The sequence below is a fragment of the Kluyvera ascorbata genome (assembly GCF_023195735.1).
In the GTDB taxonomy this organism is placed as follows: domain Bacteria; phylum Pseudomonadota; class Gammaproteobacteria; order Enterobacterales; family Enterobacteriaceae; genus Kluyvera; species Kluyvera ascorbata.
On the sequence record NZ_CP096201.1, the window covers coordinates 3,480,617 to 3,497,813 of the forward strand.

Genomic DNA, 17,197 nt, shown 5'->3' on the forward strand with positions numbered 1-17,197 from the left:
GATTTTTATATAAAAAAACCGGCATGGTCAGCCGGTTTTAAGACGAAATGAGGTAAGGAATTAGCTGCGTCGAGCCTTGACTGCATTCGCCAGTTGGCGCAGTACAACGTCGGTATCTTCCCAGTTAATGCACGCATCGGTGATGCTTTTGCCATACACCAGCGGCTCGCCGCTATCTGGGTTCTGATTGCCTTCTACCAGATGGCTTTCAATCATCACGCCCATAATCGCTTTCTCGCCGTTGGCAATCTGTTTGCAAACGTCAGCGCCCACTTCCATCTGCTTTTTGAACTGCTTGCTGGAGTTAGCGTGGCTGAAATCAATCATGATTTGTGCCGGGAGGCCTGCTTTCGCCAGACCCTCTTTCACCGCCGCCACATGGGAAGCGCTATAGTTTGGCTCTTTACCACCGCGCAGGATGATATGGCAATCGCCGTTACCGCTGGTGTTCACAATCGCAGAGTGACCCCATTTGGTGACGGACAGGAAACAGTGCGGCGCACCGGCAGCATTGATGGCATCAATGGCTACTTTAATCGTGCCATCAGTACCGTTTTTGAAACCGACCGGGCAAGAGAGGCCGGAAGCCAGCTCACGGTGAACCTGAGATTCCGTGGTACGCGCGCCAATCGCGCCCCAGCTCATCAGGTCAGCCAGGTACTGCGGGGTGATCATATCCAGGAACTCGCCCGCTGCCGGCAGACCGGTGTCATTAATATCAAGCAGCAGCTTACGCGCGATACGCAGGCCATCGTTAATCTGGAAGCTGTTATCCATATGCGGATCGTTAATCAGCCCTTTCCAGCCAACGGTGGTACGCGGCTTTTCAAAGTAGACGCGCATAACGATTTCCAGCTCACCCTGCAGCTCTTCGCGAATTTTCAGCAGGCGCTGCGCGTACTCTTTGGCAGCAACCGGATCGTGAATAGAGCAAGGACCAATCACTACCAGCAGACGATCGTCTTCACCTTTCAGGATCTGATGGATCGCTTTGCGGGCGTGAGACACCGTATTGGCGGCATTCTCGGTGGCTGGGAATTTTTCAAGGAGCGCTACAGGAGGTAATAACTCGTTGATCTCTTTAATGCGTAAATCGTCGTTCTGATAATTCATGACTGTTCCAGTGTTGCCATACTTATACAATTGAGTGCAATCCCTTCAATCTATATCGTCAGCCAAAAAGTGTAAACTGGCTTTTACACTTTAGCCGAATAATGACTAAAAAAACCCTACAAACCAGAATTTAATAGCGATTAATTAGAGTTTAAACAGCAATCTCCAACGTAATTATCTGCAAATTAATTTAAAAACAATATATTTCAATATCACTTATCGCATTAGACGCTATTTTTGCCCGTGGGATTGCGTCGCTTATTTCTGTGCGGAAAAAGCAAAGATCTGCAATGATGTCAGATAGTCACACTCAAATAGGGAAGGATGAGCGTCATGGCGCATAGGCATGATTCACACTCGCACACCACGCAGAATGATGGCAACGCCCGTCGATTATTGCTGGCTTTTGGGGTCACCGCTGGGTTTATGGTCGTTGAGGCGATTGGCGGGGTTGTCTCCGGATCGCTGGCGCTGCTCGCCGATGCCGGGCATATGCTGACTGATTCAGCCGCGTTATTGTTTGCGCTGCTGGCCGTTCGCTTTGCCAACCGGCCACCGAGCGGGCGTCATACCTTTGGCTGGCTGCGCCTGACCACTCTCGCCGCCTTCGTCAACGCCATCGCCCTGCTGTTTATCATCATCCTGATTGTCTGGGAGGCTGTGCAGCGCTTCTATCATCCGCAGCCGGTCGCTGGCGTCACCATGATGACCATTGCTGTCGCTGGCCTGCTGGCAAATATTCTGGCCTTCTGGATTTTGCATCGCGGCAGTGAAGAGAAAAACCTGAACGTGCGCGCTGCGGCGCTGCACGTCATGGGTGACTTGCTCGGTTCTGTCGGCGCGATTATCGCGGCAGTAGTGATTATGACTACCGGCTGGACGCCTATCGACCCGATCCTGTCGGTACTGGTCTCCTGCCTGGTGCTGCGCAGCGCCTGGTCATTGCTGAAAGAGAGTATGAATGAACTGCTGGAAGGTGCACCGCAGTCGGTTGACGTTGCCGCGTTAAAGCGCAATATGCGCCGTTCGCTTCCGGAAGTACGCGATGTTCACCACGTGCACGTCTGGCTAGTCGGCGAAAAACCCTTGATGACGCTGCACGTTCAGGTCGTGCCACCGCACGATCACGATGCGCTGCTGGATCGTATTCATCATTTCCTTGAAGAACACTATCAGATAGACCATGCGACGGTGCAGATGGAATACCAGCCCTGTAACGGCCCGGAATGCCACCTTAACGAGGCGCATTCCGAACACGGGCATCATCACCACCACTAATGGGACAGCGCGCGAGAACCCCGTTCACGTGCGCTATTCATCCACATCCGGCTACCGTTCAGGGCAATGAAGGTCAGGATCAGATATTCCAGCGCCATCGCATAAACGCCCTGCAGGGCAAAAATCGCCACGCTGATGACGTTGATGATGACCCAAAGCAGCCAGTTCTCGACATATTTGCGTGTCATCAACACCATCGCCGCAATCGACAGTACCATCATGCAGGAATCCCAGAACGGGAACGCATCCGGCTGTAGCGTCGGCATCACCACGTTCGCGCCCATTGCCTGCATCACGTTGACCGCAACACGCGTAAGCACGGCGAAAACGGGGTCGATGTAGAGCGTCATCAACGCAATCGCCACTACACATGCCGCCAGCCAGCTCAGCGCCTTTGGCAACGGCAGCCAGCGAATCTGAAGCTCAGCCTCATTCTGACTGGTTTGCCGCGACCACGCGTACCAGCCGTACAGATTGGCGGCAAAGAAAAACAGCTGAAGCAGCAAGCTAGCGTAAAGCTGAATCTGGAAAAAGATAATCGCAAACAGCGTTACGTTTATCAGACCAAACAGGTAGTTCACGATCTTTTCAAGGCTTGCCAGCCAGATGCAGAGCAGACCGGCGACCGTCCCAACCGCTTCTATCCACGAGAGGTCGTACCCTCCCGCACCCAGCGGTATATGAACCAGAATATTTTGCGTACTAAAGAAATCCATTTTAACTCCAGCGCGTTAGAGGTTTATCCTCGTAGTGTAGCCGCAAAATCCAGCATTCGGTTCAGCGGAACGAGTGCGCCCTGGCGCAGCTGTTCATCAACGTGAATTTCATGGGCAGCCCCGCCGTTCTCCAGACTTTCCGCAATCGCCTTCAGGCCGTTCATTGCCATCCACGGGCAGTGCGCGCAGGTACGACAGGTAGCCCCTTCACCGGCGGTTGGCGCTTCGAACAGCTCTTTATCCGGCACGGCCTGCTGCATTTTGTAGAAAATACCGCGATCGGTTGCCACGATAAGTTGCTGATGCGGTAGCGTTTTGGCGGCATTAATCAGCTGACTGGTTGAACCGACGGCATCGGCCATATCTACAATCGCCTGTGGAGATTCCGGGTGCACCAGCACCGCTGCCTGCGGGTACAGCGATTTCATTCGGCTTAAGGCCTGGGTTTTAAATTCGTCGTGGACGATACATGCTCCCTGCCAGCAAAGTACATCGGCACCGGTCTGTTTTTGCACATAGCGACCAAGGTGGCGGTCCGGTGCCCAGATGATTTTCTCTCCCAGGCTATCGAGGTGTTCAATCAGCTCGACAGCGATGCTGGAGGTGACCACCCAGTCGGCGCGTGCTTTTACCGCTGCCGAGGTGTTGGCATAGACCACCACGGTGCGGTCTGGGTGGGCATCGCAAAAGGCATTAAATTCCTCAATCGGACAACCGAGATCCAAAGAGCATTCGGCATTCAGCGTTGGCATCAGAACCGTTTTTTCAGGGCTGAGAATTTTTGCCGTTTCACCCATAAAACGAACGCCAGCGACCAGAAGCGTTGAGGCAGAATGCTTCGCGCCGAAACGCGCCATCTCCAGGGAATCAGAAATACAGCCGCCGGTCTCCTCCGCAAGCTGCTGGATCTCAGGATCGGTGTAATAATGCGCCACCATGACGGCATCACGTTCCTTGAGCAACCGCTTGATTTTCTCGCGGTAAAATTGTTTCTCATCGAAACTCAACGGGACAGGTTTCGGCGGGAACGGGTAAATTGCGGCTTCTGGATCAAACATCACGCTCATCATGCTTCTCGTTTTACTGGCTTAACGAAATAAACGGTTATTCGGCGAAGATTCGCCGTTACCACGGCAATATGTTTTATATGCTAAACAAGATAGCCGATTCTATGAAAAAAGTCGTGGTGAATTTTGCGCCCTTCCCGGAGTCGGTACGTAGCACCTCGTCCGGGCTACAGGCAAATACAAACGTAGCCAGCCGAGCGTCAGCGACGTCGGGAATGAAAGAGACAGGAATGGAATCGTAGATAGCAAAAAAGCGCCTTTAGGGCGCTTTTTTACACTGGTGGGTCGTGCAGGATTCGAACCTGCGACCAATTGATTAAAAGTCAACTGCTCTACCAACTGAGCTAACGACCCCTTGGGTAAGGGTTACTGCTTATATCATTTCAGGATGGTGGGTCGTGCAGGATTCGAACCTGCGACCAATTGATTAAAAGTCAACTGCTCTACCAACTGAGCTAACGACCCATTCGGGTGCAGCCTGAAAGATTTTTACTCGGAGCCACCATTAAGATGGTGGGGCGTGCAGGATTCGAACCTGCGACCAATTGATTAAAAGTCAACTGCTCTACCAACTGAGCTAACGCCCCGAGTGGTGGGTGATGACGGGATCGAACCGCCGACCCCCTCCTTGTAAGGGAGGTGCTCTCCCAGCTGAGCTAATCACCCGATACTGCGCTGGATACTACCTACTGCTTTCACCGAGCCCACCATAAATGATGGTGGGTCGTGCAGGATTCGAACCTGCGACCAATTGATTAAAAGTCAACTGCTCTACCAACTGAGCTAACGACCCGGTGGTGGGTGATGACGGGATCGAACCGCCGACCCCCTCCTTGTAAGGGAGGTGCTCTCCCAGCTGAGCTAATCACCCGATACTACGCTGGATACTGCTTACTAACTAAGTTAGTGGTGGGTCGTGCAGGATTCGAACCTGCGACCAATTGATTAAAAGTCAACTGCTCTACCAACTGAGCTAACGACCCACTTTTTTCGTCACTTTCAGGATGTTTGATATCCCTTGGCAACGGCGGCATATATTACTGAATTCAGAATTCAGCGCAACAAAAATTTCGACAAAGATCACTTAACTGCTTATGTTTCATGCGGCAAGACCAGAAATAAAACAATTTCTGGTCTTACTTCGCGCATTACATCCCACTGAGACGTTTTTGCGCCTGCTTTGCACCATCGGTACCTGGGTATTTGCTGACAACCTGCTGGTATACCGCTTTCGCTTTTGCAGTATCACCTTTGTCCTGCATGATGACCCCGACCTTAAACATCGCGTCCGCCGCCTTAGGCGACTTCGGGTAGTTTTTCACCACCGATGCAAAGTAGTACGCCGCATCATCTTTTTTACCCTTGTTGTAATTCAACTGACCCAGCCAATAGTTGGCATTGGGTTGGTAGGTTGAATCAGGATATTTTTTGATGAAGTTCTGAAACGCAGTAATGGCGTCATCCTGGCGAGAACTATCCTTCACCAGCGCAATAGCCGCGTTGTAATCCGTATTGGCATCACCCGTCTGCACCGGCACACCAGACGCGCTAGCGCCCGCTGATGCTGCTGGAGTCGCCGCTGCTGGCGCTGCGCCGCTCTGGTCGCCCGTAGCCTGCTGAGCTGGAGCTGCACCGCTACCGCCCAGGCTGTCAATTTGCAGCATAATCTGCTTTTGACGTTCGACGACCTGGTTCAGCTGGTACTGACTTTCCTGGATCTGTCCACGAAGGGCATCAATATCAGTCTGGTTATCGGAGAGTTGCTGCTGAAGTTGGGTTAAAAGCTGACTGTGAGCGTTAGAAATACGCTCGAGTTGGGTGACACGGTCTTCGACCGAGCCTGAGCCGACACTACTGATTGGCGCCTGAGCAAAAGCGGCCCAGGGGGCCGCTATGCCAACCAGTAACGACAGACTCACCATGTGATGTCTGAAGTTACTGCTCATGCAATTCTCTTAGTAAACCAGTACGGCACGACGGTTTTTGGCGTAAGCCGCTTCGTCGTGACCCAGTACTGCAGGTTTTTCTTTACCGTAAGAAACGATGGAGATCTGGTCAGCAGAAACGCCTTTACCCTGCAGGTACATTTTAACTGCGTTAGCACGACGTTCACCCAGGGAGATGTTGTACTCAGGAGTACCACGTTCGTCCGCGTGACCTTCTACGGTGACTTTGTAAGATGGGTTGCTACGCAGGAAGTTAGCGTGAGCATCCAGCATTGCTGCGAAGTCAGAACGGATATCGTACTTGTCCAGATCGAAGTAAACGATGTTGTTCTGCTGCAGCTGCTGCATCTGAAGACGCGCTTGCTCTTCAGAAGACATGTTGCCGCTACCGTTAGCATCCATACCAGTGCCGGCACCCAGCATGCCTTCGCCGCTCTGGTCATTGCTAGCGTTCTTGTTAGAAGAACATGCCGCGATTGCCATAACAGGCAGAGCGATCATCAGCCCTTTCAGCACTTTGTTCAGTTGCATTTCTATGATTCCTTTAGTAATCAATTCATTAATTATTATTACAGATACGGCGACCAGGCAGGGAATTTAACCTGTCCATCAGTTGCCGGAAGACGCGCTTTGAAACGCCCATCTGTAGAAACCAAATTCAGCACGGATCCCATCCCCTGAGAAGAGCTGTAGATTACCATAGTGCCGTTAGGTGCCAGACTTGGCGTTTCGTCCAGGAACGTTGACGACAGTACTTGTACGCCACCCGCTACCAGATCCTGCTTAGCAATGTGCTGCTGGCCGTTAGCCGAGCTGACCATTACCATAAACTTGCCGTCGCTGCTGACGTCAGCATCCTGGTTCTGTGAACCTTCCCAGGTAATACGCTGCGGAGCACCGCCGTTAACATTAACTTTATACACCTGTGGACGACCGGCCTGGTCAGAAGTGAAGGCCAGGTTCTGGCTGTCCGGGAACCAGGTTGGTTCGGTGTTGTTGCTGCGACCGTTGGTTACCTGACGAATCTGGCCAGAGCCCAGGTCCATCACGTACAGGTTCAGGCTACCGGTTTTCGACAGTGCGAACGCCAGTTTAGAACCATCAGGCGAGAACGCCGGTGCACCGTTGTGCTGCGGGAACGAGGCAATCTGACGCACTGCGCCGTTAGCCAGAGTCTGCACCACCAGCGCTGAGCGGCCGCTTTCGAAGGTCACATAAGCCACTTTCGAACCGTCCGGAGACCATGCTGGAGACATCAGCGGCTGCGGAGAACGGTGAACCACAAACTGGTTATAGCCATCGTAGTCAGAAACGCGCAGTTCATACGGGAACTGACCGCCGTTGGTCTGAACAACGTAAGCAATACGGGTACGGAATGCGCCCTTGATGCCCGTCAGCTTTTCGAACACTTCGTCACTGGCAGTATGACCTGCATAACGCAGCCACTGCTTGTTAACTTTGTAGGTGTTCTGTTCCAGCACGGTACCTGGGGCACCGCCGGTATCAACCAGCTGATAAGAAACATTATAGCTGCCGTCAGCGTTAGGGCTCACCTGCCCTACAACGACAGCATCAATACCCAGCGCAGACCATGCGGCCGGCTGAACTTCTTGAGCGCTACCCGGCTGCTGCGGCAGACGAGAACGATCTAATGGGTTAAATTTCCCGCTGTTACGCAGGTCAGCGCCCACGATACCGCCGATATCCTCAGGCGCAGCACCTGGCCCCGCCCACTGGAAAGGTACGACGCCAATTGGGCGTGCCGAGTCCACCCCCTGGGTGATCTCGATACGTACTTCTGCGTGCAGCACTGCTGCCCACAGCATCAGAAAACCAAATGCTACTCGTAATGCCTGCTTCATCATTTCTCCCTTATCCAGGCGGAAAGCCCACGATAATTTAGCAGAATGTTAACAAACTAAAATACACAAAACTACCAAAACCCACCGGCGCCCGAAGATAGTTTTCCCCCGCCGGAGCGGGGAAAATTATGCTTACGGCTTGAAGTCCAGTGGTGCATTTTTAAACACTTCATATACCGCCTGGCTCGGTGGTTTTGGAATCTTCGCCTGACGGGCTGCAGCAAGTGCGGCCTGACAAAGTGCGGGATCGCCACCCTCAGACTGAATGTCCAGCAACAGGCCGTCTGAGGCGAGTTTTATACGCAACGTACAGGTTTTGCCTGCATAGGATGATGCGTCGTAGAACTTGCTCTCAATGGCAGATTTAATCTGCCCAGCATAGTTGCTGATATCCGCGCCTGACGCGCCATTATTTTTAGTATTACCACTCCCCGCTGCGGAAGCATTGTTACCTTTCGCTCCGCCGCCGGTTTTCGGTGCATTCTTACCAGAGCTAAGGTCGCCCAGCAGGTCATCTACGCCGGAAGAAGCAGCGGCTTTCTCAGCAGCAGCTTTTTTCGCGGCGGCCGCTTTTTCAGCTGCTGCTTTCTTGTCCGCTGCGGCTTTTTCAGCCGCAGCAGCTTTCTTATCTGCCGCCGCTTTAGCAGCGGCGGCGGCCTTATCGGCAGCGGCTTTTTCAGCGGCGGCAGCAGCCTTCTCGGCGGCAGCGGCGGCTTTCTCTTCCGCGGCTTTTTCAGCAGCTGCTTTCTTCGCTGCTTCGGCTGCCGCTTTCTTCTCGGCATCCGCAGCCGCTTTCGCGGCGGCAGCTTCAGCTACCTTTTTAGCATCGGCTGCAGCTTTCGCCGCTTCCGCTTCTGCTTTTTTCTGCGCATCGGCAGCGGCTTTCTTCGCTGCTTCCGCCGCAACTTTAGCCTGAGCATCAGCTTTTGCTTTCGCATCAGCGGCCGCTTTCACCGCCGCATCAGCCGCGGCTTTCGCCTGAGCATCTGCCTTCGCTTTTGCATCAGCTGCTGCTTTCGCGGCAGCTTCTTCAGCCTGCTTCTGCTGTTCCTGAGCTTCTTTAGCCGCTTGCTGCGCCTGCAAACGCTCTTTCTCCAGCGCTTTTAAGCGTTCCTGTTCCGCAGCCTGTTTTTCACGTAACTCTTCAGCCTGCTGCTGAGCCTGCTTTTCACGTTGCTCTTGCGCACGTTTTGAGCTGGATTGCTGCTGCTGTTGACGATTATAGTTCTCAACGACCGCGCCGGGATCGACCATGACAGCGTCGATGGACGAACCGCCACCGCCGCCCGCAGAAGCCTCTATATGTTCATCAAACGAGCTCCAGATCAGCGCCGCAAACAAAATGACGTGCAGCACTGCTGAAATAATTATCGCTCGTTTAAGCTTGTCGTTTTGTTCGGTTGCCTTTGACACTCTCGGTTCCCAAAAACTGTTCACCCGTTACTCTACAACGCAAAGAACAGGCCGTTCCCGGCCCGTACCTTCCGCGTGTATGCGGCATCTTGCTGGTTAAATTGGCTGGGTCATCAACCCGACCGATTTCACCCCGGCGCTGTGTAACAGGTTAAGCGCTTTAATTATTTCATCGTAAGGCACGTCTTTCGCGCCCCCAATTAAGAAGACCGTTTTCGGATTCGCCTGTAACCGGCGCTGCGCTTCTGCAACAACCTGTTCAGGTGGCAGTTGCGGCATCTTCTCCTGACCGACGTTCACGCTGTATTGTCCGACACCGGACACTTCAACGATGACTGGCGGCTCATCATTGCTGCTTACCGCCTGAGATTCAGTTGCATCAGGGAGATCCACTTCCACGCTCTGCGTAATGATCGGCGCTGTCGCCATAAAGATCAGCAGCAGCACCAACAACACATCCAGCAGCGGAACGATGTTAATTTCGGACTTCAGTTCGCGACGCCCGCGTCCACGTGCTCTGGCCATGGCTTACCCCTTGTTGCTCTCGCTGACGGTAAAGGCCTGACGGTGCAGAATGGCGGTGAACTCTTCCATAAAGTTGTCGTAGTTCAGTTCCAGTTTGTTCACGCGTTGGTTCAGACGGTTGTACGCCATAACCGCTGGAATTGCCGCAAACAGACCGATAGCGGTCGCGATCAGCGCTTCCGCGATCCCTGGCGCAACCATCTGCAGCGTAGCCTGTTTTACCGCGCCCAGCGCGATAAAGGCGTGCATGATCCCCCAGACGGTACCAAACAGACCGATATACGGGCTGATAGAACCTACGGTGCCGAGGAACGGAATATGCGTTTCCAGCGTTTCCAGTTCACGGTTCATGGAAATACGCATCGCACGCGAGGCCCCTTCCACAATCGCTTCTGGCGCATGGCTGTTTGCACGGTGTAAGCGCGCAAACTCTTTAAAGCCGCTGTAGAAGATCTGTTCCGATCCCGCGAGGTTTTCACGACGTCCCTGGCTCTCCTGATACAGGCGGGACAGCTCGATGCCGGACCAGAACTTATCTTCAAACGCTTCAGCCTCGCGAGTTGCCGCGTTAAGGATGCGCGTTCTCTGGATAATGATGGCCCAGGAGGCGATTGAAAAACCAATCAAAATCAACATGATAAGTTTAACCAGAAGGCTAGCCTTCAGGAACAAATCAAGGATGTTCATGTCAGTCACTGCTTAAACTCCGCGACAATAGACTTGGGAAGCGCACGAGGCTTCATGATGAGTGGATCAACACAGACAATCAGGACTTCTGCTTCATTCAGAACCTTATTCTCAGCGTTGACTATTCGCTGCGTGAATACCATGGAGGTACCACGCATTGATGTAATTTCTGTCTGGACTTCGAGCATATCGTCGAGTCGGGCAGCCGCAAAATACTCCAGCGTCATTTTACGCACGACAAAGGCCACCCGCTCAGCCAACAGCACCTGCTGACTGAAGTGATGGTGACGCAGCATCTCTGTGCGTGCTCTTTCATAGAAAGCGACATAGCTGGCATGGTAAACCACACCACCAGCATCGGTATCTTCGTAATAGACCCGAACCGGCCATCGAAACAGCGTTGTATTCACTTTACATCCCAGTAATGCAAAAAATTTTTGGGTTTTTGAACTTCGCTACTATACGCGCGGGAAAGATGGTTTGGAATGGGGGGAAGTAAACGGAGAGTAAATTTTTATGGGCTTATGCAAGCCCATTATCATCAGGCGATAATTTTCAACGATAGAAGAAGAAAATCAAACCAGCCAGCAGTACCAGATCGGCGATAAGCGGACAAAAAATCCCCTGCCAGTGAACCGTGCGTAGGCGGAACCCTACCCCATGGATCACCCCCGCGCACACTGACCACATCAACAGGAAACCATGCCAGATTTCCAGTTCACTGGTCTTCGCCGCAAAGCGCGTCGGGTCCCAGAAAATGCAGCCTGCCAGCAGCAAGGCCATCACAAGGGAAAGCGCCCGCAAGGGGCGCTTATCCATTATCGCGTACAACATTGCGATAACATTTTTCATCAGTGCTTTTCTTCACCCGCTTTGGTCGCTTCGACGTGCTCTAACGCCAGCGCGGTGATAACGCCGAATGCACAGGCAAGAAGCGTTCCCAAAATCCATGCGAAATACCACATATTCAGCTCCTTACTTAGTACAGAGAGTGGGTGTTACGTTCGATGTCTTCTTTCGTAATACGACCGAACATTTTCCAGTAACACCAGGTGGTGTAGGCCAGAATAATCGGTACGAAGACAGCGGCTACGTAGGTCATCAGGTTCAGCGTCATCTGGCTGGATGTCGCATCCCACATCGTCAGGCTCGCGCTCATCATTGTGCTGGAAGGCATAATGAACGGGAACATGGCAATACCGGCGGTCAGGATGATGCACGCCAGCGTCAGCGAGGAGAACAGGAACGCCCACGCGCCTTTATCCGCCTTAGTGGTCAGGATGGTCAGCAGTGGCAGCACGACGCCCAGAGCAGGAATTGCCCACAGCGCTGGCATGTTGTTAAAGTTCACCATCCATGCACCGGCTTCACGCGCCACTTCTTTGGTCAGTGGGTTAGACGGGCCGGAGTGATCCAGAACCGATTTCACCACGTAGCCATCGATGCCGTAGTAAACCCAGACGCCTGCCAGAGCGAAGCACACCAGAGTGACCAGCGCCGTCACCATAGAGACGTTGCGGGTGCGCAGGTGCAGTTCGCCCACGGTACGCATCTGCAGGTAGGTCGCGCCCTGAGTCAGGATCATCGCGACGCTGACAATACCTGCCAGCAGACCAAACGGGTTCAGCAGCTGGAAGAAGTTACCGGTGTAGTACAGGCGCATATATTCATCGACGTGGAACGGTACGCCCTGCAGCAGGTTACCGAACGCAACGCCAATCACCAGCGGCGGCACAAAGCTACCGATGAAGATGCCCCAGTCCCACATGTTGCGCCAGCGGGTGTCTTCAATCTTAGAACGGTAGTCAAAACCGACCGGACGGAAGAACAAGGATGCCAGCACCAGAATCATCGCCACATAGAAGCCGGAGAAGGCAGCGGCATACACCATAGGCCATGCGGCGAACAGTGCGCCACCGGCGGTGATGAGCCACACCTGGTTACCGTCCCAGTGCGGAGCGATGGAGTTAATCATGATTCGACGCTCGGTGTCGTTACGACCGAGGAAACGGGTGAGCATGCCCACCCCCATGTCGAAGCCATCGGCGACGGCAAAACCAATCAGCAGAATGCCAATCAGTAGCCACCAGATAAAACGCAATACTTCATAATCGATCATTTGACGACTCCTGTCTTAGCGTGCCGGCTGAGCGGTAGGCTGCTCATAGTGGTAACGACCGGTTTTCAGGCTGCTAGGTCCACGGCGAGCAAATTTGAACATCAGGTACAGCTCCGCCACGAGGAACAGGGTGTACAGGCCGCAAATCAGCAACATCGAGAAGATCAGGTCGCCCGCGGTCAGGCTGGAGTTAGCCACTGCCGTTGGCAGTACCTCACCAATCGCCCACGGTTGACGGCCGTATTCCGCTACAAACCAGCCGGATTCGATAGCAATCCATGGCAGCGGAATCGCATACAGCGCGGTGCGCAGCAGCCATTTTTTCTCGCCGATTTTGTTACGAATAACCGTCCAGAAGGAGGTAGCGATAATCAGCAGCATCAAGATGCCGCAGCCCACCATGATACGGAACGCGAAGTACAGCGGCGCAACGCGTGGGATAGAATCTTTGGTTGCCATCTGAATTTGCGCTTCGGTCGCATCAGATACGTTTGGCGTATAGCGCTTCAGCAGCAGGCCGTAGCCCAGGTCTTTCTTCACGTTGTTAAACTGATCGCGAACGGCCTGATCGGTAGAGCCGCCACGCAGCTGTTCGAGCAGCGAGTAAGCCTTCATACCGTTACGGATACGTTCTTCGTGCTGAACCATCAGATCTTTCAGACCGGTAACCTGTTTATCAACAGAGCGGGTCGCGATGATGCCCAGCGCGTAAGGAATTTGAATGGCGAAGTGGTTTTCCTGCGCATCCTGGTCAGGAATACCAAACAGAGTAAAGGCGGCCGGTGCCGGCTGCGTTTCCCATTCGGCTTCAATCGCAGCCAGTTTGGTTTTCTGAACGTCACCCATTTCGTAACCGGACTCATCACCCAGAACGATAACGGAGAGGATAGCCGCCATGCCGAAGCTGGCTGCGATCGCAAAGGAACGCTTAGCGAAGGCGAAGTCACGACCGCGCAGCATATAGTAGGAGCTGATGCCGAGGACGAACATCGCGCCGCAGACGTAGCCAGATGCCACGGTATGGACGAATTTCACCTGTGCGACCGGGTTCAGGACCAGCTCAGAGAAGCTGACCATTTCCATACGCATGGTTTCGAAGTTGAAATCCGACGCAATCGGGTTTTGCATCCAGCCGTTCGCGACGAGGATCCACAGTGCTGACAGGTTGGAGCCCAGGGCTACCAGCCAGGTCACCGCCATGTGCTGGACTTTACCCAGACGATCCCAACCGAAGAAGAACAGACCTACAAAGGTAGATTCGAGGAAGAAGGCCATCAGACCTTCGATGGCCAGCGGCGCACCGAAAATATCGCCCACGTAGTGGGAATAGTACGACCAGTTAGTCCCGAACTGGAACTCCATGGTCAGACCGGTAGCCACACCCAGCGCAAAGTTGATACCAAACAACTTGCCCCAGAACTTGGTCATATCTTTATAAATCTGTTTGCCGGAAAGGACGTAGACCGTTTCCATGATTGCCAGCAGGAACGCCATACCGAGCGTTAGCGGAACAAACAGGAAGTGGTACATCGCGGTCAAGGCAAACTGTAAGCGCGACAGTTCGACTATATCTAACATCATGACTCCTTGCTCATCGCATGAAGACTCCGAGAATGAACCCGTAGACCGGGATTCAAACACATGCCCCAATACAAATTGATTTGTCCCCTTCCCTACTGCCGCCCCTTGGTGAACAGCGGAAACAGCAATAAGTGAAAGTTACAAACGTGTTAATAAAAAACTCAATTGATCCCTAAAATATATTACGCTGTAAAACCCTTACAATAAACAGGTTTTTATTGGAGAAGTTTTACGTTTTTCGACGGTGATCAATTTATAGCGAATCACACTGTTTTAGGCCAATTTGATCCACAACAATTTAGCCGTTTTATTCGCTTATAGCCAGAGATTACATATTGATTTAAATCAACTTAACGCGAAATTGTTAATTATGTTTTTAATTGAATATTATGATGAACAAAATGTTAACAATGTGTTTTCGATTTGACTTTGATGGTTATCAATTGAAGTGAAATTGGACTTAGAGGTAATTGAATTTAACCTCGCGAAACCTGAATAACGTAAAATCGCCCGTATAGTTTAAAGTAGACCGTCCGTCATTTTTTTCCACATCAAACATTGCAGCATGACGCAAATAACATTTCATTTACTTTAAATATTAATAAATTAACATTTACCGCTATCTAAACGGATTTCCACTGTTGACGAATAATTTTTCCTCGCTATTGCTTGCGCAAAAAACGAGCAATAAAGACGATGGCAGATAAAATCAACGGCGCAACATTCAGGGCGGGAGAACATGATAAAAAAAGGCCACCCAGGGGCGGCCAACCATGTCGAAACTAGACATATAAGGCTCCCTCTTTTCCCTGTATGCAGCGGGAATTCGGTGAGGGAGCAGAGAGGATTACTTAATGACGGACTTCAGCGCTTCACCGATGTCAGCCAGGCTGCGAACGGTCTTCACGCCAGCGGCTTCCAGTGCAGCGAATTTCTCATCAGCGGTACCTTTACCACCGGCAATGATGGCACCAGCGTGGCCCATACGCTTGCCTTTCGGCGCGGTAACACCCGCGATGTAGCCAACAACCGGCTTGGTCACGTGATCTTTGATATAAGCGGCTGCTTCTTCTTCTGCGCTACCGCCGATTTCACCGATCATAACAATCGCTTCGGTCTGCGGATCTTCCTGGAACAGCTTCAGGATGTCGATGAAGTTAGAGCCTGGGATCGGGTCACCGCCGATGCCCACACAGGTGGACTGGCCGAAACCGTAGTCAGTGGTCTGTTTAACCGCTTCGTAAGTCAGGGTGCCGGAACGGGAGACGATACCCACTTTACCTGGTTTATGAATGTGACCCGGCATGATGCCGATTTTGCATTCGCCTGGAGTGATAACGCCTGGGCAGTTCGGGCCAATCATGCGCACGCCGGCTTCGTCCAGTTTCACCTTCACGGTCAGCATATCCAGCGTAGGGATGCCTTCGGTGATGGTGATGATAAGCTTAATGCCTGCATCGATAGCTTCCAGAATGGAGTCTTTGCAGAACGGTGCTGGAACGTAGATAACGGTTGCGGTTGCGCCCGTCGCTTCTACCGCTTCACGCACGGTGTTGAACACCGGCAGACCCAGGTGAGTAGTGCCGCCTTTGCCTGGGGTTACGCCGCCAACCATCTGCGTACCGTAAGCAATCGCTTGTTCAGAGTGGAAAGAACCCTGGCTACCGGTGAAGCCCTGGCAGATAACCTTGGTGTTTTTATCGATTAAAATGGACATTATTTCCCCTCCACTGCGGCAACAACCTGCTGTGCTGCGTCCGTCAGACTTTTCGCTGCAATAATATTCAGGCCGCTGTCAGCCAGTTTCTTCGCGCCGAGTTCCGCGTTGTTGCCTTCCAGACGAACAACCACCGGGACGTTAACGCCCACTTCTGCTACCGCGCCGATGATACCGTCAGCGATCAGGTCGCAACGTACGATACCGCCGAAGATGTTAACCAGAACGGCTTTAACATTGTCATCAGAGAGGATGATTTTGAACGCTTCGGTCACGCGCTCTTTGGTTGCGCCGCCGCCAACGTCCAGGAAGTTCGCTGGTTCGCCGCCGTGCAGTTTAACGATGTCCATGGTGCCCATTGCCAGGCCCGCACCGTTAACCATGCAACCGATGTTGCCATCAAGCGCAACGTAGTTCAGTTCCCACTGTGCAGCCTGCGCTTCACGCGGGTCTTCCTGAGACTGGTCGCGCATTTCGCGCAGGTCAGCCTGACGGAACAGCGCGTTGCCGTCAGCACCCAGTTTGCCGTCGAGGCAGATAAGGTCACCCTGCTTGGTCACAACCAGCGGGTTGATTTCGATAAGCGCCAGGTCGCGCTCGAGGAAAATGGTCGCCAGACCCATAAAGATCTTAGTGAACTGCTGAACCTGTTTACCTTCCAGACCCAGTTTGAACGCCAGTTCGCGACCCTGGTAAGGCATTGGACCTGCCAGCGGATCCAGCGCTACTTTGTGGATCAGGTGCGGGGTTTCTTCCGCTACTTTTTCAATTTCTACGCCGCCTTCGGTAGAGGCCATGAAGACCACGCGACGGGAGCTACGGTCAACAACCGCGCCCAGATACAGTTCTTTACCGATGTCGGTCGCGGCTTCAACCAGAATCTGGTTAACCGGCTGGCCGTGTGCATCCGTCTGGTACGTTACCAGGCGTTTACCCAGCCAATGCTCTGCAAAAGCGCGAATGTCTTCTTTAGAGTTTACGACCTTCACACCGCCCGCTTTACCGCGGCCACCAGCGTGAACCTGACATTTCACTACCCACGGGCCAGCGCCGATTTTTGAAGCGGCTTCTTCTGCTTCACGCGGAGTAGTACAGGCATAACCCACCGGAGCCGGTAAGCCATAGCGGGCAAAGAGTTGTTTTGCCTGATATTCATGTAAGTTCATGTGTTCT

General features: G+C 52.8%; 17 protein-coding genes and 7 tRNA genes. 1 reads left to right on the forward strand and 23 read right to left on the reverse strand.

The genetic code is table 11. The annotated features are described in order from the left end of the window. Window positions 1–60 precede the first annotated feature (60 nt). Window positions 61–1,113 (reverse strand): 3-deoxy-7-phosphoheptulonate synthase AroG, encoded by a 1,053-nt coding sequence (aroG, locus tag MY052_RS16610; RefSeq protein ID WP_035892198.1) that lies wholly within the window; start codon window positions 1,111–1,113, stop codon window positions 61–63. Between the two features lie 333 nt (window positions 1,114–1,446). Here aroG and zitB point away from each other — a divergent pair, with 333 nt between their 5' ends. Continuing rightward, complete coding sequence (zitB, locus tag MY052_RS16615; protein ID WP_035892197.1) at window positions 1,447–2,391, forward strand: CDF family zinc transporter ZitB; 945 nt, start codon at window positions 1,447–1,449, stop codon at window positions 2,389–2,391. Here the strand turns inward: zitB and pnuC are convergent. The 22 genes from pnuC to sucC all read right to left on the reverse strand — a co-directional run bounded on the left by pnuC (window position 2,388) and on the right by sucC (window position 17,190). Further along, window positions 2,388–3,107: a nicotinamide riboside transporter PnuC gene (gene pnuC, locus MY052_RS16620; RefSeq protein ID WP_123651712.1), complete on the reverse strand. Its 720-nt coding sequence runs from the start codon at window positions 3,105–3,107 to the stop codon at window positions 2,388–2,390. The genes zitB and pnuC overlap by 4 nt on opposite strands. A gap of 23 nt (window positions 3,108–3,130) precedes the next feature. Further along, the gene (gene nadA, locus MY052_RS16625; protein ID WP_035892194.1) at window positions 3,131–4,174 is read right to left on the reverse strand and encodes a quinolinate synthase NadA; all 1,044 of its coding nucleotides are present in this window, start codon (window positions 4,172–4,174) and stop codon (window positions 3,131–3,133) included. Between the two features lie 278 nt (window positions 4,175–4,452). Next, a tRNA-Lys gene (locus MY052_RS16630) sits at window positions 4,453–4,528 on the reverse strand. Window positions 4,529–4,563: 35 nt separating this feature from the next. Continuing rightward, window positions 4,564–4,639, reverse strand: a tRNA-Lys gene (locus MY052_RS16635). A gap of 46 nt (window positions 4,640–4,685) precedes the next feature. Continuing rightward, a tRNA-Lys gene (locus MY052_RS16640) sits at window positions 4,686–4,761 on the reverse strand. A 3-nt stretch (window positions 4,762–4,764) separates the two neighbouring features. Continuing rightward, window positions 4,765–4,840, reverse strand: a tRNA-Val gene (locus tag MY052_RS16645). A gap of 51 nt (window positions 4,841–4,891) precedes the next feature. Continuing rightward, window positions 4,892–4,967, reverse strand: a tRNA-Lys gene (locus tag MY052_RS16650). A 2-nt stretch (window positions 4,968–4,969) separates the two neighbouring features. After that, a tRNA-Val gene (locus MY052_RS16655) sits at window positions 4,970–5,045 on the reverse strand. Between the two features lie 36 nt (window positions 5,046–5,081). Next, window positions 5,082–5,157: transfer RNA gene (locus tag MY052_RS16660), tRNA-Lys, on the reverse strand. A 165-nt stretch (window positions 5,158–5,322) separates the two neighbouring features. Continuing rightward, entirely contained in the window at window positions 5,323–6,120 is a 798-nt protein-coding gene (gene cpoB, locus MY052_RS16665) for a cell division protein CpoB (protein WP_248537444.1), read from the reverse strand. A gap of 9 nt (window positions 6,121–6,129) precedes the next feature. Further along, complete coding sequence (gene pal / locus MY052_RS16670; protein ID WP_035892735.1) at window positions 6,130–6,651, reverse strand: peptidoglycan-associated lipoprotein Pal; 522 nt, start codon at window positions 6,649–6,651, stop codon at window positions 6,130–6,132. A 38-nt stretch (window positions 6,652–6,689) separates the two neighbouring features. Beyond that, a complete protein-coding gene (gene tolB / locus MY052_RS16675) occupies window positions 6,690–7,982 on the reverse strand; it encodes a Tol-Pal system beta propeller repeat protein TolB (protein ID WP_248537445.1) in 1,293 nt (430 codons plus the stop codon). Window positions 7,983–8,114: 132 nt separating this feature from the next. Then, window positions 8,115–9,395 carry a cell envelope integrity protein TolA gene (tolA, locus tag MY052_RS16680; RefSeq protein ID WP_035892733.1) on the reverse strand — a complete coding sequence of 427 codons (1,281 nt, stop codon included), beginning with the start codon at window positions 9,393–9,395 and terminating at the stop codon, window positions 8,115–8,117. 96 nt (window positions 9,396–9,491) lie between these two features. Continuing rightward, entirely contained in the window at window positions 9,492–9,920 is a 429-nt protein-coding gene (tolR, locus tag MY052_RS16685) for a colicin uptake protein TolR (protein ID WP_035892731.1), read from the reverse strand. Window positions 9,921–9,923: 3 nt separating this feature from the next. Then, window positions 9,924–10,616, reverse strand: a complete 693-nt coding sequence (tolQ, locus tag MY052_RS16690; RefSeq protein WP_115074598.1) for a Tol-Pal system protein TolQ — start codon at window positions 10,614–10,616, stop codon at window positions 9,924–9,926. Next, on the reverse strand, window positions 10,613–11,017 hold the full coding sequence (gene ybgC, locus MY052_RS16695) for a tol-pal system-associated acyl-CoA thioesterase (RefSeq protein WP_035892730.1): 405 nt from the start codon (window positions 11,015–11,017) through the stop codon (window positions 10,613–10,615). Before ybgC ends, tolQ begins: the two co-directional genes overlap by 4 nt. 145 nt (window positions 11,018–11,162) lie before the next feature. Continuing rightward, the gene (ybgE, locus tag MY052_RS16700; RefSeq protein ID WP_035892729.1) at window positions 11,163–11,459 is read right to left on the reverse strand and encodes a cyd operon protein YbgE; all 297 of its coding nucleotides are present in this window, start codon (window positions 11,457–11,459) and stop codon (window positions 11,163–11,165) included. Further along, entirely contained in the window at window positions 11,459–11,572 is a 114-nt protein-coding gene (cydX, locus tag MY052_RS16705; protein WP_003858598.1) for a cytochrome bd-I oxidase subunit CydX, read from the reverse strand. The genes ybgE and cydX overlap by 1 nt, the downstream gene beginning before the upstream one ends. 14 nt (window positions 11,573–11,586) lie before the next feature. Then, the gene (gene cydB, locus MY052_RS16710) at window positions 11,587–12,726 is read right to left on the reverse strand and encodes a cytochrome d ubiquinol oxidase subunit II (protein ID WP_035892728.1); all 1,140 of its coding nucleotides are present in this window, start codon (window positions 12,724–12,726) and stop codon (window positions 11,587–11,589) included. A 15-nt stretch (window positions 12,727–12,741) separates the two neighbouring features. Then, complete coding sequence (gene cydA, locus MY052_RS16715) at window positions 12,742–14,304, reverse strand: cytochrome ubiquinol oxidase subunit I (RefSeq protein WP_035892727.1); 1,563 nt, start codon at window positions 14,302–14,304, stop codon at window positions 12,742–12,744. A gap of 850 nt (window positions 14,305–15,154) precedes the next feature. Continuing rightward, entirely contained in the window at window positions 15,155–16,024 is an 870-nt protein-coding gene (sucD, locus tag MY052_RS16720; protein ID WP_035892726.1) for a succinate--CoA ligase subunit alpha, read from the reverse strand. Next, on the reverse strand, window positions 16,024–17,190 hold the full coding sequence (sucC, locus tag MY052_RS16725; RefSeq protein WP_003022927.1) for an ADP-forming succinate--CoA ligase subunit beta: 1,167 nt from the start codon (window positions 17,188–17,190) through the stop codon (window positions 16,024–16,026). Before sucC ends, sucD begins: the two co-directional genes overlap by 1 nt. Window positions 17,191–17,197 lie beyond the last annotated feature (7 nt).